The organism is Phyllobacterium bourgognense (genome assembly GCF_003337575.1).
In the GTDB taxonomy this organism is placed as follows: Bacteria; Pseudomonadota; Alphaproteobacteria; order Rhizobiales; family Rhizobiaceae; genus Phyllobacterium; species Phyllobacterium bourgognense.
The window spans coordinates 40,674-56,999 of the sequence record NZ_QPJM01000007.1; the positions used below are offsets into that span (position 1 = coordinate 40,674).

At 57.6% G+C, this 16,326-nt stretch carries 14 protein-coding genes; all 14 read right to left on the reverse strand.

The annotated features are described in order from the left end of the window. Nucleotides 1-96: 96 nt before the first annotated feature. Nucleotides 97-861, reverse strand: coding sequence for an SDR family NAD(P)-dependent oxidoreductase (locus C7476_RS13890; protein WP_114430508.1), 765 nt, complete (start codon nucleotides 859-861; stop codon nucleotides 97-99). Further along, entirely contained in the window at nucleotides 858-2,228 is a 1,371-nt protein-coding gene (locus tag C7476_RS13895) for an MmgE/PrpD family protein (protein WP_114430509.1), read from the reverse strand. The genes C7476_RS13890 and C7476_RS13895 overlap by 4 nt, the downstream gene beginning before the upstream one ends. Further along, the gene (locus C7476_RS13900) at nucleotides 2,225-3,721 is read right to left on the reverse strand and encodes a tripartite tricarboxylate transporter permease (RefSeq protein ID WP_114430510.1); all 1,497 of its coding nucleotides are present in this window, start codon (nucleotides 3,719-3,721) and stop codon (nucleotides 2,225-2,227) included. Before C7476_RS13900 ends, C7476_RS13895 begins: the two co-directional genes overlap by 4 nt. Beyond that, entirely contained in the window at nucleotides 3,721-4,197 is a 477-nt protein-coding gene (locus C7476_RS13905; protein WP_114430511.1) for a tripartite tricarboxylate transporter TctB family protein, read from the reverse strand. The genes C7476_RS13900 and C7476_RS13905 overlap by 1 nt, the downstream gene beginning before the upstream one ends. 54 nt (nucleotides 4,198-4,251) lie before the next feature. Next, complete coding sequence (locus C7476_RS13910) at nucleotides 4,252-5,220, reverse strand: Bug family tripartite tricarboxylate transporter substrate binding protein (RefSeq protein WP_114430512.1); 969 nt, start codon at nucleotides 5,218-5,220, stop codon at nucleotides 4,252-4,254. 54 nt (nucleotides 5,221-5,274) lie between these two features. Further along, the gene (locus C7476_RS13915) at nucleotides 5,275-6,696 is read right to left on the reverse strand and encodes an MmgE/PrpD family protein (protein WP_114430513.1); all 1,422 of its coding nucleotides are present in this window, start codon (nucleotides 6,694-6,696) and stop codon (nucleotides 5,275-5,277) included. 137 nt (nucleotides 6,697-6,833) lie between these two features. Beyond that, on the reverse strand, nucleotides 6,834-8,156 hold the full coding sequence (locus tag C7476_RS13920) for an NAD(P)/FAD-dependent oxidoreductase (RefSeq protein ID WP_114430514.1): 1,323 nt from the start codon (nucleotides 8,154-8,156) through the stop codon (nucleotides 6,834-6,836). Between the two features lie 13 nt (nucleotides 8,157-8,169). Further along, the gene (locus C7476_RS13925; RefSeq protein WP_114430515.1) at nucleotides 8,170-9,057 is read right to left on the reverse strand and encodes an ABC transporter permease; all 888 of its coding nucleotides are present in this window, start codon (nucleotides 9,055-9,057) and stop codon (nucleotides 8,170-8,172) included. A 10-nt stretch (nucleotides 9,058-9,067) separates the two neighbouring features. Further along, complete coding sequence (locus tag C7476_RS13930) at nucleotides 9,068-10,018, reverse strand: ABC transporter permease (RefSeq protein ID WP_114430516.1); 951 nt, start codon at nucleotides 10,016-10,018, stop codon at nucleotides 9,068-9,070. A gap of 69 nt (nucleotides 10,019-10,087) precedes the next feature. Next, entirely contained in the window at nucleotides 10,088-11,764 is a 1,677-nt protein-coding gene (locus tag C7476_RS13935; protein ID WP_114430517.1) for a peptide ABC transporter substrate-binding protein, read from the reverse strand. A 107-nt stretch (nucleotides 11,765-11,871) separates the two neighbouring features. Continuing rightward, on the reverse strand, nucleotides 11,872-13,203 hold the full coding sequence (locus tag C7476_RS13940; RefSeq protein WP_114430518.1) for an NAD(P)/FAD-dependent oxidoreductase: 1,332 nt from the start codon (nucleotides 13,201-13,203) through the stop codon (nucleotides 11,872-11,874). Continuing rightward, complete coding sequence (locus tag C7476_RS13945) at nucleotides 13,204-13,902, reverse strand: SDR family NAD(P)-dependent oxidoreductase (protein ID WP_114430519.1); 699 nt, start codon at nucleotides 13,900-13,902, stop codon at nucleotides 13,204-13,206. 1 nt (nucleotide 13,903) lies between these two features. Next, complete coding sequence (locus tag C7476_RS13950) at nucleotides 13,904-14,398, reverse strand: MarR family winged helix-turn-helix transcriptional regulator (protein WP_114430520.1); 495 nt, start codon at nucleotides 14,396-14,398, stop codon at nucleotides 13,904-13,906. 215 nt (nucleotides 14,399-14,613) lie between these two features. After that, entirely contained in the window at nucleotides 14,614-16,263 is a 1,650-nt protein-coding gene (locus C7476_RS13955) for an ABC transporter ATP-binding protein (RefSeq protein ID WP_245426343.1), read from the reverse strand. Nucleotides 16,264-16,326: the final 63 nt, after the last annotated feature.

The following is a 16,326-nucleotide window of genomic DNA, read 5'->3' on the forward strand; positions in this document are numbered from 1 at the left end:
TACGCGCTGATCTCGTCTTGGGTCGCCTGATGGCGTTAGTCAACCGGCAATTTCACGTGTTCAGCACATATTGTCGTGACCACTCCGCACCGCGCTTCAGGGCAGGAAAGCCCCACCGTTCACATGCATCGTTTGTCCCGTTATGAAGCGCCCTGCCGGGCCGGCAAGATAGAGCACCGCATCCGCAACTTCGTCCGGCGTTCCGCGCCGGCCGACCAGTGTACGCGTCGTATTATGGTGCGCCGGCTCGCCTCCGGATGAGGTATGGGCGCGATTGGTATCGATCATTCCGGGCGAGACCAGATTCACAGTGACACCCCGCGGCCCAAGCTCATGCGCCAAGGCCTTGGTGAACCCATCAAGCCCAGCCTTGGCCGAAATGACATGGGCGCGGTTCATCGCCCCGGTATAGGCGGTAAGACCACCGATATTGACGATTGCTCCCCCCTCACCTGCGATCAGATGGGGGATTGCAGCGCGGCTCATCAGAAACGCTCCATCCAGCGTCACACCCATGACTTCGCGCCAATCGGCGAAGGACAGTTTTTCAACCGGGGCCTCCCGCCGGATGGCTGCATTGTTGACGAGAAGGTCAAGACGACCGAGAACGTCGACAGTCTGAGCGACAAGCCGCGCCGCGTCGGCCTCTTGCGCGACGTCGCCGAGAAGCACCGTGGCCCGGCTGCCGTGTGCTTCTACTTCGCGCGCCACGGATTCAGCCGCCGCCTGATCCGACCTTGCGATGATGGCGATCGAAGCACCGGCCTCGGCCAGCGCAAGCGCGATAGCGCGGCCGATATTGCGCGATGCACCCGTTACCAGCGCGACGCGTCCTTTGAGTTCACGATTGTCCTCGCTCATGCCCGTGCCGCCCTCAAATTGACTTTTCTGCCCTCTGCTATCTCATTGAGTGAACTGCGCAATGCTGCGATCCTGCCGCTGTCAAAGCCGCCGAAACGCAGATTGGCCTCGAACTTGGCAGCCAGTTCAGCATCCGGCAATGGTTCATGTGCGCCGCCGCGCATGTAGGGCTGTTTGAATTCGTGCACGGTTCCGTCCTTCAGGGTTGCCTTGAGGTGGCCGGTGAAGTTTTTGGGATAAGGATCGTTCGGATCGATCTCATAGGAGATCTTCGCTGCGAGCGCTCGCACTTCGGGGTCCTTGACGCGTTCATTGGTAAACTGCCCGAGACCCGCCTCACCGTCGAGGAAACCGACTGCCATACAGAAAGGAGTGGAGAATTTTCCGGCATAGCCATTGGGTGGCCGATGCTTTTCAGCGAGTGGTTCCCACAGGCGATGAACGGTGCCCTCGCCTACCTTGCAAGTGATGGAAACGATGTCCGCCGGTAGCACGCCTGTGGCTGCCAGCTTCCTCACGCAGTCGATAAAGGGTTGGGTCATGGTCCCGCACGCGTAAGGCTTGAACGCCAGTGTCTCGAGGATCCACTTTTTGCCTAGTCCATCAAGCAGGGGTACGAAATCTGGCGTCTTCGACGGAGCAAAGGCCTTGTAGAACCCATGCGAACCATCGAAGACCGTGATAGGTCCGGTGAACCCTCCTTCTGCAAGAAGGGCAGCGCGCAACCCGGCTTGTGCCGCAGCTCCGGCATGCAGGCGCTTGGTCGAACTGCCATCGGCGAGATATTCGATGATGCCGGAGGCGAGACTGCCGGAAATGCCGAGTGCTCTGCCGATCGTCGCGGCGTCGAGACCAAGCGCCGCACCAACGGCGGCTGCAGCTGCTGGAGCCCCGAATATTGCAGTCGGGTGGAAGCCGGCCTTGTGGGTCGCCTGTGGTGCAACAAGGCTCATCCGGCACATCAATTCGGAACCAACCGCAATGCCGCGCATCACTGCCTTGCCATCGAGGCCGCGTTTTTCGGCGATCGCCAAGACAGCCGAGACGATCACCGCCCCGGCGTGGATGGGTCCGCCCTCAAAAGTGTCGTCATAGTCCTCCCCGTGGGCGGCTGTGCCATTGACGAGCGCGGCATCGTAGAGCCCGAGGCCGCGATCATGACCATAGGGCGTGCACGACCCTTCATCCACTGCACTGGCGAGCGCGGCCTGCACATAGTCCGTGTGTCTTGCAGCAATGGAAAGGCCGATAATATCGAATATCAGGCGGCGGCAGACATCGGCGACCGCAGATGGCGGCGCCGCCTCCTCGGCAAAGGCGGCTAGTTTGACCGCCACTGGTGTCGATGTCGGAACGGAATGGTTCATGAATGCGCTTCCTCGATTTTGGTCTTGCGGGCGTCGCGGAATTCGCGGCTAAGCGAAAAGACGACGAAGATGAGAGCGATCGACAGCAGGCAAACGGCAATCGGATCCTGAAGGAATATCATGTGTTCGCCGCCTGACAGGACGAGCGAACGGCGATAGCTCGATTCCACCATGTGGCCGAGCACGACACCAAGGATCATCGGCAGCACGGGGAAACCGGCGATCCTCATGAGATAGCCAACCAGGCCGAGTGCAAGTGCAATGCCGAGATCGAACAGACTGTTATTCAGGGTGAAGATGCCTGACAGGATCAACGCAAAGATAAATCCGGCGCGGTAAGCCCGTGGTCTGTTAACAAGCCAGATGCAGGCGGGCAGGATGATCATACCAACACCGATCTGTGCAATGATAGCGATGAACGAGCCGACGTAGATACTGTCGATGACCTGCGCGCTCTGCTCGAAGAGGCGGGGGCCAGGGATGAGCCCGTGCATCAGCAAGCCGCCAAGCAGCACGGCTGTAGAATTGGAGCTTGGGATGCCGAAGCTGAGCAGCGGGATCAGCGCGGTACTTGCAACCGTGTTGTTGGCCGCCTCTGGCGCTGCGACTCCTTCCTCGGATCCTTTGCCAAAGGATTGCGGCGTCTTCGACCAGCGCTTGGCTTCGTTGTAAGACATGAAAGCTGCGATGGACCCGCCGCCACCTGGTGTCAGGCCCTCGAACAGACCAAGAATACAGCCGATAGTTTGCGAGCGCTTGAGCTTGTTCATCATTGACCAGCTCGGTAGCTTGATCCTGATCGTCTCATTCAGTTGCAGGACGGTCGACGAGCCGGATTGGCTCATGAGCTCGGTAAGCGCGAACAGGCCAACCATGACAAGTACGGGTTCAATACCACCAAGAAGATCGGGAATATCGAAGGTGAAGCGTGTAACGCCGGAGATCGGATCCGTGCCCACAGTCGCGATCATCAATCCGACAGTCGCGGCCGCAAGGCCCTTGATCAATGACCCTCCGCTCATGGAGGCGATCACGCTAAGGCCGAGGATGCCGAGACCGAAATAGGATGGCGGCGTGAAAGCCAGCGCCAGCCAGGATAGGGGCTCGGTCAGCAAAATCAGCATCGCTAGTCCAAAGAGACTTCCAACGACGCCCGACATCAGCGAGATGCCTAGTGCCTCGCCTGCACGCCCCTGCCGGTTCATCTCATAGCCATCGATAACGGTGGCAGCGGAAGAGTTGGTTCCAGGCGTTCTTATGAGAATCGCCGGGATCGAGCCACCATACTCAGCCCCGATATAGACGCATGCCAACAGCGCAATCGCTTGAGCGGGGTCCATCGTGTAGGTGAAAGGAAGAACGAGCGCCATGGTGATGGACGCGGATATGCCCGGCAAAGCGCCACCAAGGATGCCCCAGGTAAGCCCGCCAATGGCAACGAAGAAGAGTGGCGTCTCAGTCAGGAGGTGGATGATGTCCCAGAGTGTGGTCATCAGAACATTCCCTGGAAAAGCGTGCCTACCGGCTGATGGACGCCGAGCAGTTTGACAAAAATCGCCCAGTAGAACACCGCACCGCCAACCGCCGCTGCCACCACCACCCAGTGGCGGGGAGCGCCCTCATACAACGCAACGGCACCAATCAGGAGAGCGGTACCGGCGACATAGCCGATAAACGGAAGGACAAAAACGTAAACCGCACCCAGAAGGAGAAAGCCGATCGCGCGCGGCAAGCCGGCGTCACCCTCGTCGGCGTCTGCTGCCGCGGTCGCTGTTCGAGCTCGTCTGAGGAGCATCGCACGTCCGATTAAAAGTACAGCAAGAATGGCAAGGATGACGGACAGCACACGCGGCAACCCCGTGGCACCCACTTCATCGGACAAGGTGCTGTCGGCGATTTGACTGGACCAGGCATAATACGTTCCGGAGACGGCAAGAAGGACAACGCCGCTGATAAGATCTTTGTACATAGGGTGGCCCTCATACGACATAGGGGACGGCTGAAGGCCGATCCCCTCGCGTTATTATTTGATGGCGCCTGTCGACTTCAGAAAAGCTCCCGTTGTCGATCCGAAATTATCGATGAAAGCCGGATAGTCCTTGTGCCCGATGAACTGAGGCACGAGCACTTCAGCAGTATACGCCTTCTTGTAGTCCGGATCCTCGAGCAGCTTCTTCACCGCTTCATCCCAAATTGCGGTTGTGGATTCCGGAATACCCTTGGGCCCCGCGAGGCCACGGAACTTGACCAGACTGACGTCAAAACCCGATTCTTTCACAGTTGGCACATCCGGCTTCTCGGTAATGCGTTCAGGATTGAATGTGGCAAGCAAAGTGATCTTGCCGGCATCGAGCTGCGAGCGCAATTCCTGGATTTCGCCAATGCCGATATCGAGCGTGCCATTGAGAACATTTAGCATCATATCGCCACCGCCCTCGTGGGTGACAATTGCAGGCGTGACGCCTGCTGCCTTCTTCAGTTGCTCGGCTGCCTGACGTTCCAGCGATGCGGGATTGGCCGCGCCCCAACGCCCGCGTTCCTTCTTTGCATGGTCGATGACGTCTTTCAGTGACTTGAAAGGCCCATCAGTCCGCGTATAGATCACCTCGCTATCGGCGAAAATGTTCACCAGTGGATCCATGTCCTTATATGTATTTTGCGGTTTGCTCATCAGCGACGTGTAGATGTAGGTCGGTGTGGTCGCATAAAAGACACTTCCGTCGGCTGGCGCTGTCGCAACGCGTGCCATGGCCTTTGCGCCACTGCCGCCCTGGACATTTTCCACGATAAACGTAGCGCCAATATACTTGCCCAGGTACTTCGTCATTTCGCGCAGGAAGACGTCACTACCGCCGCCAGGGCTGGAATGGGTCACCAGCGTCACAACTTTATTGGGATAAGGCAGCGGATCGGCCTTAGCCGCTGCGCTGGATAAGATAGCGGCAGTGGCAAGGCCGAGCGCCGTCCTCCCGATCAATTTCATGAAATGCATTGTCTCTCTCCCTTCAAGTACCGCTTCTTCAGAACGGTTTTCTACTTTCTCAGATCATTTTGCCGCGAGTTCCCGTTCACCGCTGATCAGTCCAACAAGTCGTTTAACATCCGCGCCTTTATCAATGCTGCGCACAAGCGCCAAAAGCTCACTCTGGCTGCCACTATCAATGACGCCCTGCGCGCACATGCGAAACTTGTCCTGAAGTCCAGCGTCGCTGATCGGATTGGAAGGCCCGCCGCGGTAGCGCTCATCGGCCCATTGTATCAACGTACGCCCGTCCTTGGTGATCACCTCGATACGCGAACGGATCTTGTCATAACCGAGCGCATCGATCTCAAGATCGTTGATGACATCCGTACGAGCTTGCAGGTCCTGCATGGCGTCTCCGGCTACAAACGCGTCTTCGAATTCATGGTGACTGGCGCGGCGGCACAGTACAATCATGGCTAGCAGGGCGGGCATCGAAAATTTAGCCTGGAGATGATTTTGCGCTATCGGATAGCGAATAGGCTCGATGATATTTTTGCCTGCAAAGAAGCGGATGCGTTCGACCTCTTGTGGTTTCAGATCGTGATCCAGGACCAGCTTCAGCATCGCGTCCATTGATTGATGGGTGAGAATACCCGACGGGTATGGCTTGATGCTGACGCCGGGCTCGATAATGGTCAAAGGAGCACCGAAACCGGCCACGGTTTTGTCCTCATCAAAGCCCTCGCCCATGACGGAAAAGAAGCCCCAGGGGCCGTCGAGTGCAGCCGGATCCGCTTCGAAACCAGCGGCAGCGAGACGTGCTGCAGTGACACCGTTTTCGCACGCACGTCCGACATGAAGCGGCTTGGTCATGGTGCCAAAATTGACACGGATACCGGCGGCAAAACTTGCCGCCAATCCGAGTGCGTGGGCGAGCTTGTCTCCGGTCAATCCTAGAAGCTTGGCAGCGGCAACTGCCGCGCCAAAGGTGCCAACCGTACCGCTCGTATGATGTCCGCGGCGATAGTGACGCGGCTTCATCCATTCGGCAATCTTGCACTCGACTTCGAATCCGAGCTGGAAGGCGAGCATGAGGTCCCGACCATCCAAATTGCGTTTTTCGCTGGCAATGATCAGCGCAGCAGTAAGGGGTGGAACGGAGGGGTGGGTCAGCAGACCATAGATATGAGCCGGATCATGGGAGACCTGTGTATCGTCCCAATCGTGAGCATGCCCGGCAGTCCCCCAAACGCGAGCGGCCAGTGATGCGGGCACCCTCGCCGATCCGTTGCCCGGCAAAGGCGCATCTTCTCGACCTCCCTGAGCAAGGGCGTCTTCGATAAGAATGCGCACCGACGCTTCGCGACTGCCGGCGAGATAGAGGCCAACGGTGTCAACCATGCAGCGGCGGCCGACGACAAGCGCTTCTTCCGGCAGGTCCTCATAGGTCGTGCGTTCGATAAAACGTATGGCCTGTGCCGTGATGTCGGAAGATAAATTCACGCGTCTTGTCTCCTGATGAATATGCAAAGTTCGGCCGGATATTGGGCCGTCAGAAAACTAGGATGTAGAATGTAAATTGTCAACAATCATTGTAAATTGTCGACAATTAAGAGGTTTCGGCATTGGTCTGGCTAGGGTCAGGGGTGGGGTGGGAGTGCGGCGTGGTCCCGCTTCGCGGTGAGCCAATCCCTGACGCGGTAATACCGTAGCGTCAGTTGCGGTCCAAAATTCATGTAGAACGGCGCAGCCGTCAGCGGCTCAAGCCTGAGCGCCAAATCCCTGTCAGGCACGCCAAGGGCCCACTCCGACAAAATGCCGCCTAGCATGCTCCCCGTCGGCACGCCGCGCCCGGACAGTCCGGTCAGCGCGACGACACCCGGAGCCAGATCGTAGAGGCGCGGAACCGTACGGTATTGCATGTCAAGTTCGCCAAACCAGAAATAGTCCCAGCGGATGTCTTGGTCGATTTGCGGATGAAGCCATTTGAGCCGGTCAGCCATCACCTTTTTGGTGTATGCCAAATCCCGGCCCCGTCGGCCCATCGGGAACATCGACGCAACGATGCGGCCTTCGGCATTGTATTTATAGACAAAGATGTCGCCGCGCCCGTCGTGGATGGTAGTGTTCTGCGGTAATACGGCGTGGCGTGTGTCTTCCCTCAGTGGCTCTGTCGCCGCCACGAACACCCGCTGAATCTTGAATGTCTTGTCCAGGCCGGGCCAGCCACCGACCGTATAGGCGCCGGTACCAAAGATGACCTTGTCTGCGATGACGCGGCCTTCGGACGTTTTAACCGCCCATCCCCCACCCTCGCGCTCAACCTTTGCCACAGCCGAATGTGTATAAATCGCACCGCCCTCAGAGATCACGGCGCGTGCCAATCCGCGCGCATATCCAAGCGCATTGAGGTGTCCGGCTTCGGAATGAAACCAACCGCCATGGAATCGCGGGCTGCCGGTGACGGCCTCGACCTCACGTTTGTCGAGCACGCGGGTCTTCGCACCCACTGCGTTATAGTCCCGCGCCTTTTCTTCGATGGTTTTCATGGCACTCGGCGTATGCGCCGCCATGACATATCCGTTCTGCTGCCATTCACAGTCAATCTCATAACGCGAGATCATCTCCGCGACACGATCGTTCGCGCGGGTCTGACGCTGTATGAGCCGCTCCGCCCAAGGCTCGCCCAGCATCTTGCGAAGTTCCGGCAAACTATAATGCGTGAACGTCGGGGTACAGTGTCCCGCATTCCGGCCAGAGCCGCCAAATCCGATCTCCTGTGCCTCAAGGAGCACGACCTTCACGCCCGAACGCGCGAGTTCCAACGCGGTCGTCAAGCCAGTGTATCCCCCGCCAACGATGCAGACATCAGCCTTGGCCGTGCCTTCCAACGTTGATGTTTCAGGCGCAGGTGCCGCCGTTGCATACCAAAGCGTCGCTTCAAAGGGAGAGAATTCCGGCACTATCCGCCCTCCCCTAACTCAAGTCGCTACGGGCGTCGAGCGCGTCGCGCAGGCCATCGCCGATGAAATTGAAACTGGTGACCGCCAGCGTGATCGCCACTCCCGGGATGATGGCCAGCCAGGGAGCGGACTGCAGATATTGCTGCGCTCCATTAAGCATATTGCCCCAGCTCGGAAGCGGCGGCTGAATGCCATAGCCGAGGAAACTCACATATGCTTCCAGGAGTATGGCTCTGGCCACGGTCAGCGTAGCGGCGACGATGATCGGTCCCATCGCGTTCGGCAGCAACTCGCGAAACATGATCCACCGGTTGCTGAGGCCAAGCATCCGTGCGGCCATGATGAAGTCGCGCTCACGCAGCGAGCGCACTTCCGCCTCGACGATGCGTGCGACTTCCATCCAGCTGGTGATCGCGATGATCACGGTGATCATGATCGGACTGGGCTTGATGAAGGCAGCCAGCGCCAGAAGCAGGAAGATGCTGGGAAAGGACAGGACTGCATCAACGAACCGCATCAGGACGGTGCCGATCCGCCCACCGTAGTATCCTGCGACGACACCGATCGTTGCGCCAATCATCGTGCTCAGGATCATTGCGGCAAAACCGACAAGCATCGAGATCCTGCCCGCCATCAGAAGGCGCGCGGCAATGTCACGACCCAGCGGGTCTGTGCCGAAAAAATGATAGCCGGTAAACGGCGGAGAAAAACGCGCGCGAAGATCGATATAAAGATCATTGTATGGAAGAAGATATGGTCCGATGACACAGGCCAACGTCAGCAGGATCACCATCACGACACCAAGTGCCGCAAGCCGGTGTCGAACAAACCGCCGGAAGGTCCGGCTGTTCCACCAGCCGGATTTTATGGGGCGATTGATGGGCGTGGAGGAAACAGACATCGCGATCTCCCTATGTCAGCCGAATGCGCGGATCGACGAATGCTGTGAGCAAATCTGCCGCGAGGTTGCTCAGAAGAACGAGGATCGCCGAGAACATCAGCAGCCCCATCACCACCGGGTAATCCTGGTAGCCGAGGCTATCGAGGAAAAGGCGTCCCATCCCCGGCCAGGTAAACACCGTCTCGGTGACGAGCGCCCCACCAAGAAGCGTTGGCACCTGTAGTCCCGCGAGGGTTATCATCGGCAATAGAGCATTGCCGACGACGTGCTTCATCAATACGCGCCGCGGCGTCATGCCTTTGGCGCGTGCCGTACGGACGAAATCCTGATTGATCACATCGAGCGTCGCGGTACGCATGTAGCGGCTCCAGACTGCGACATCGACCAACGCCAGGACCATGGCTGGCATAATGAGATGGATGGCATAGTCCAGGAACGTACCATTGCCGATCGTGTACATGTTGCCCGCCGGCAGCCAGCCGAGCTTCAATGAGAAAATGTAGATCGCGACGAGACCGAACCAGAACGTCGGGATGGACAACGCCACCATCGCGCCAACTGTCGCCGCGTAATCAAAAATGGAGTAGCGCTTCGTCGCTCCCTTGATGCCGACCCAGGTCCCGATGGTGACCGAAATCACCGTTGCGGTGCCCATCAGCAATAGAGTGGCACCGAAATGCCCGCTAATAACATCGAGTACTGGGCGGCTGTCTCTGAACGACCTGCCCCAGTCGCCGCGTAACAGGCGCCAGAACCAGTCCGCATACTGCACGATCAGTGGCCGATCGAGGCCCATTTGAGCGGAAATACGGTCAAGGGCTGCCTGGGTCATGCCGGGCGTCAGCGCAAATTGCGACAAGGGACCGCCCGGTGCGAGATTCAGTACCGCGAAGCCGATCATGGATACCAGTACGAGCAGCACAAGGCTTTGCCCGAGCCTGTTCAATATGTAGCGCGTCATTGTATCGATCTCCGATAACGGTTCGAAGGCAGGTCAGGGCCAGGGATCGCCGCCCTGGCCCTGCGGATCTTATGCCTGCTCCCAGTACCAGGACCCGACGTTCCAGGAGTCGATGCGATTGTTGACGTTTGGCGTGAAACCGGTCATCCCTTTCTTGCGGCCTCGGACTGTGGCGTACTGGAAGATCGGCAAAAGAGGCAGATCATTGCGAATGATCTCCTGGATCTTGAGGTAGGCCTTCTTGCGTTCTTCTGGAACGAAGACGCGCCCACCTTCACCAAGCAGCTTGTCGACTTCCGGACTGGAATATTGCGAGGTGTTCTGGCCTGCTCCACCCTTGGCGTTGATGGATGTCGAAAGGAAATAATCCGACGAATCTGGATCTGCTCCGGTAAGGAAATTAATACCGACGACCACGGAATCGAATTTCGACTGCATCCAGTATTCACCCCACATGACCGCAGGCGGCAGATTTGAGATTGTCATCTCGACCCCGATATCCTTGAAGGACTGCTGCATGAACTGCTGGACTTGTTCGCGGATATGGTTGCCAGCCGTCGTCGAATTGGTGAACGAGAGACGCACGCCATCCTTGGCACGAATACCGTCTTCCCCCGGCTTCCAGCCAGCATCGTCAAGTATCTTCTTGGCTTTCTCAATATCAAATTCATGCTTGGGCAGGTCCGGGTTGAAGTAGACGGACTGCTGCGGCATGTAGGTCTCGGTTGGAGCCGGCAAGCCATAATAAAGCGCATCGATGATGGTGGTCTTGTCCAGCGCGTAATAAAGCGCCTGACGCACGGCAGGATCCTTGAACTGCGGCTTCTCCATATTGAACGTGACTGACTCCACCGTGGCGCCTGGAACGACCTGAACCTCCTTGCCTTCCAGCGCAATCGCCTCGTCGTAGTGATCCGGCGTGATCCATTGCAGGCCGGTCACATCGATATCGCCCGTCTTGAACTGAGTGTAGAGGACGGTGAGGTCCGGGATGTATTTGTATATGACCCGTTCGAGATAAGGACCGTCGCCATAATAATCGGTGTTGGCCGCAAGCTCGATGTGATCGCCTGCGACGCGTTCGACCCACTTGAATGGTCCTGTACCAACAGGTGCGTTGTTAAACGGTGCGGTGTTCCTGTCCTTTTCCGGCTCCAGGATGTGTTTCGGCACGATAAACGTCGCCGCTAGGATGGAAGCATAAGGCGCGTAAGGCTTTTCCATACGCCAAGTGATTTCCGTCGGCGATACAACCTTGATGTCACGCACCTGGTCGTGGCCGGCGCGCCGCGCGCTACGGAAATCCTTGTCGACGACGAGATCGAGCGTGAATTTTACGTCGTCGGCGGTGAAGGGCTTGCCGTCATGCCATTTCACGCCGTCGCGAAGTTTCACCTTCCAGTTGAGGCCATCGGCGGAGATACCGCCATTTTCGACTGTCGGGACTTCAACCGCCAGGGCGGGCGTAAACTTCCCTTCCGGGTCGACGTTGAATAGCGGATCGAAGACGCTGAAATGGATACCCTCATCGACCTCGATATGCAGCATATGCGGATTGAATACTGTAGGTTCCTGCGAGAAGCCGATAATCACCTGTCCCTTGGGCGCTGAGGGCGGAGCGGCATAGGCTCTATCTCTTCCAAGAATCCCCGGCATGACCAGGCCAGTTGCACCAACCATGCCCATCATGGCGAGTGCCTGACGCCGGTTGGGGTGGAGAATTGCATTTCGATGCTTATCAGACATTGTCGTTTCCCTTCTTTATTGGTTTGTGTTCAATGTTCCTGTTTGCATTCTATCTGCCAGTCGGCAGAGCATTCTCATTACGGCGTGGCTCCTCAACCACGCCGATCTCAGAAACCGCTGAGTGGCCGCACCTTCGATCCATCGCTGAAGCGGGAAAAACGAAAATCTGTGGGATCGACGACCGGCGTGCGGCCGGTCACGATATCGGCCATCAGTCGACCTGCCGCCGGACCAATGCCAAAACCATGGCCGGAAAACCCGGTGGCGATGTGAAAGCCCGGCATCTCATCCACTGCGGAAATCACAGGAATTGCATCCGGCGTAACGTCGATATAGCCCGCCCAGCGTTGCGCGATCTCCGCCTTGTTGAAGACTGGAAAGGCCGCCTTCAGATTGTTGAACGCCTTGTTGGACATATCCAATGAAGGCTTCGGATCCAGCACGCGATTGTATTCAAAAGGGCTGGCCTCATCCATCTTCCAGCGCGTCGGGAGCCGGGCTTCGTCGAAGAAACGCCCACCGAAGCGAAACGACAGCGATCCCCATTCCATCTTCAGCGCCGGAAGGAATTTGAATGCATACCGAAAAGATTTCGGCACGATATCGACGATGTTTTCGTGTCCGGAGGCAATCGTATAACCGCCATCCTGGCGTTTCCGTATGGCAAAATCCTTGGACCAAAGCGCGGATTCCGGCCCGCCTTCGAGCGGTTTCGTGCGCATGACGGTATTCATCACCTTCAGTTGCGGCAGGTCGATCCCGTAAAGCCCGCAGAAGAGATTGGACCAGGCGCCGCCGGCCAGTACGACAGCGTCGCAGGCGATGCGTCCACGCTCGGTGACAACCCCCGAAACCCTGCCGCCGGACGTCTCGATGCCTCGCACGGCACACTCTGTAAGGATTGCCGCGCCTTTTTCGCGCGCGGCTTCAGCGACTGCGGGTGCGGCCTTTTGCGGTTCGGCACGGCCATCGGCGGGCGTATAAAGAGCGCCCTTGAGTTTCATGCTACCGCCCGGCAAAAGATCTTCGAGTTCCTTGCCGCTCACCATTCGGCTCGGCAGCTGATAGCCCTCGATATTGTGGCCCCAACGTTCATGCTCGTCATAGGACTTGTCATCGGGGCAGGCGAATATGATGCCGGCGCGTTTGTAGCCTGTATCACGGCCCAGCCTTTTGTCGAGGCCTGACCAGATGCGCAGCGCCTCCGCCATCAGTGGTACTTCGCGCGGGTCACGGCGGGAGATGCGCACCCAGCCCCAGTTGCGGCTAGACTGTTCCTGACCGATGCCTCCTTTTTCGCACAGAGCAACCTTGTGTCCGCGCTCGGCAAGTTCCAGCGCCGTGGACGTTCCGATAATGCCGCCGCCGATAACAACCACATCGACTTTTTCAGGCAGATTTTCATCGCCGTGCACACGCACGACATAGGGACCGGGCATTTAATAGGATTCCTCTAACTGGCAGTTGATGGTGAATTCGGCGACGCTCGCCTCATTTGGAAGATCGAGAAGCATTGCCGTGATCCGGGCGATGTCGCCGGGATCGGTCAGCAGATTGTCAGCACGGTTGGTCAGAGCGCGCGCCATGTCCGTTGCGACAAATCCGGGACAAAGAGCGGTTGCACGTATACCGAGGTCCCAACCCGTATGGCGAATGCCATGAGCCAGGGCCACCGCGGCAAACTTGGAGATTGAATAGAGGCTGGCGGTCGAAGATTTCACACGCTTGCCGGATAGCGAGCCAAGGATGATAACGCGGCCTCGTCCGCTTTTTCCAAGCGCGTCCCAAGCCGCGACCGCGAGCCGGCGCGGCGCCTTGACATTGATCGCCAGCATGGCATCGAGATCAGCATCATCGGCCTCAATCACGTTTTTCGGGATCATGATGCCGGCATTGGCGATGATCGCGTCGATACGGCCGAACCTCGCTAATGCTTGCTCGGTCCATGCGGCTTCTGCCGATGGATCGCTTGCATCGTAGGCTACAACCTGGACACGATGCGGATCGGCCCATTCGGGCAATTGCGGGCTGCGCATGCCGAGCGACAACCGCCATCCTGCAGCACCAAGAAAGCGCGCAATCGCCTCACCTATTCCTCTGTTTGCCCCCGATATCAGGACGACACGTTCTTCTGTCATATCAATCCCGTTCTCCAGTCATGCCGACCATCTTCCGGTATGCCCGGCGCAAGATATCCATTACCTGCGCCTGCTCTTCTTCCGCAATGAACGAGAAGAAATCCTTCGACTGCTTCGTGACAATTGGCCGGATCATGGCCGCAAGCTCCGCACCTTTTGGAGTGACGTAGAGCTCCTGTGCACGCCGTTCACTGGCAGAGGTTTGCCGCCTGAGAAGATCATGTTCAATCATCTGCTCTATGAGGCGACCCATCGCCGAGCGATCTTTCATGATGATCTGCGCGATAACCGACGGGCGGATTCCAGGGTGACTGTCCACAAGAAGCAGCGTTGTAATCTTGCCGGTCCCACGCGCCACCTCGCATCCATCGAGACGAGCATCAAGATCGCGGGAAACCGCAATGTTCATGGTGCGGATGTAGAAGCTCAACGTGTCTTCGAGCACGTCGAGATCGACATGTTCAATCGTGGTCGGCTTCGACGTCACCTTCGGCATTCGGGCAAATTCCTTCCGCTCCCGACACGATGCATTGCATCCGGGATTTCCAAGGCTTTGAATTTGTTATGCAGCTTTCTATTTTGCATGCTTCGGCAAATAGTGGACAAATGCAACTATTTTTTTATATTCGGTTGCAGGAATACCGAACAAACAAAGAAATTGCCCGTTTGACGAGCCAAACGGGCATCAAAAAAGCACTCCAAGCCCAAAAATCAGGCAGCGGGTTCCCACTGGCTGCCTGGAATTGCCGAGACCAGCCGTTGAGTATACGCGTGCGCCGGACTGCGGAAGATTTGCGAGGGCGGTCCGAATTCTACGATCTCGCCGCGATACATGACTGCGATGTCATCGCAGATCTGGCTGGCTACACGCAAATCATGGGTGATGAAGATCATCGCCACGTGGAGGAGTTTTTGAATTTTCGTCAGCAGTTCCAGAATTTGCGCCTGAATGGAAACATCGAGAGCCGATACTGCCTCATCTGCGACCAGAAGCACTGGATCGAACATCAGGGCGCGGGCGATGCCGATGCGTTGTCTCTGCCCGCCTGAAAACTCATGCGGGTAGCGATCGTAAGCGCCTTCATCCAGGCCAACCAGGTCAAGGAGCCGCACCGCCTTCGCTCTTGCATCTGCGGCGCCAACACCGTGCGCCATTGGTCCGACGACCAGTATTTGTCCGATGGTGTGGCGGGGATTGAGCGACGCAAAAGGATCCTGGAATATCATCTGGATATAGGGGCGCATCGACCGGAATTCCTTGGCGTCGAGCGGTGCGATGTCCAGACCGTTGAACAGTATCTTGCCGCCATCGGCATCCATCAGCTTGAGCAGCACCCGCCCAAGAGAGGACTTTCCAGAACCGGACTCTCCGACGACGCCGAGCGTGCGGCCCTTGCGGATCGAAAAACTTACGTCATTAACCGCATGCACCGTGCGGCCCTTCGTAAAGAAGCTCCCGCCGCTCGTATAGATTTTGTTGAGCTTTTGCACGTCGAGCACGACCGGGGTTTCTGTATTGCTCGCTCTGTCCTTGTCGCGCATTCGCGGCACAGCTGCTGTAAGGCGCTGCGTATAGGGATGCGATGGTTGGTTGAGCACGTCGTCGGCTTTGCCCTGCTCGACTATCTTGCCCTTTTCCATGACGACGACGCGATCGGCAATCTCTGCCACGACACCGAAGTCGTGCGTGATGAACATGACGCTCATGTGCTTGTCGCGCTGAATCTTGCGGATCAATTCCAGAATCTGCGCCTGCGTTGTTACATCAAGTGCCGTCGTCGGTTCATCGGCAATCAATACATCAGGACCAAGAGCCAGGGCCATCGCGATCATCACACGCTGTCGCTGTCCGCCGGACAGCCGAAAAGGATATTGGTGCTGCATCAGCAACGGATCTGGCAGACCTACCTCATCGAGCAGATCCAGAACCGCTTTTGCCCGCGTTTCGGGAGTGCCGACATTGTGTACTTCCATGACCTCGGCGATCTGCGCGCCGACCGTCATCAAGGGATTGAGCGCAGAGAGAGGATCCTGGAAGATGATCGAAACAGCACGCCCGCGCAGTCCGCGCACATATTCGTCCTTGGCCTCGAGGATATTGACGCCTTTGAAGCGGATCGCGCCCTTGCTGGCTCGAATGGACGATGGCAGCAGGCCCATGATTGCGTTTGCGGTGACGGACTTTCCCGATCCAGACTCGCCGATGATGCAGAGAATTTCGCCAGGTCGCAGTTCAAAAGAAATATCTTCCACTGCGTAGCGCCGCTCCATGCCCAGCGGCAGATCCACCGTCAGATTTTCAACGGAGAGAATTGCATCTCCATTGACGACTGTGCTTCCTTTTTCAACTGCGCTTGTCATAACACCAGCGATCCTTCCGGCTTTGAGACATCAATTCAGTCATCTTTCCATTCGATGTCTGCA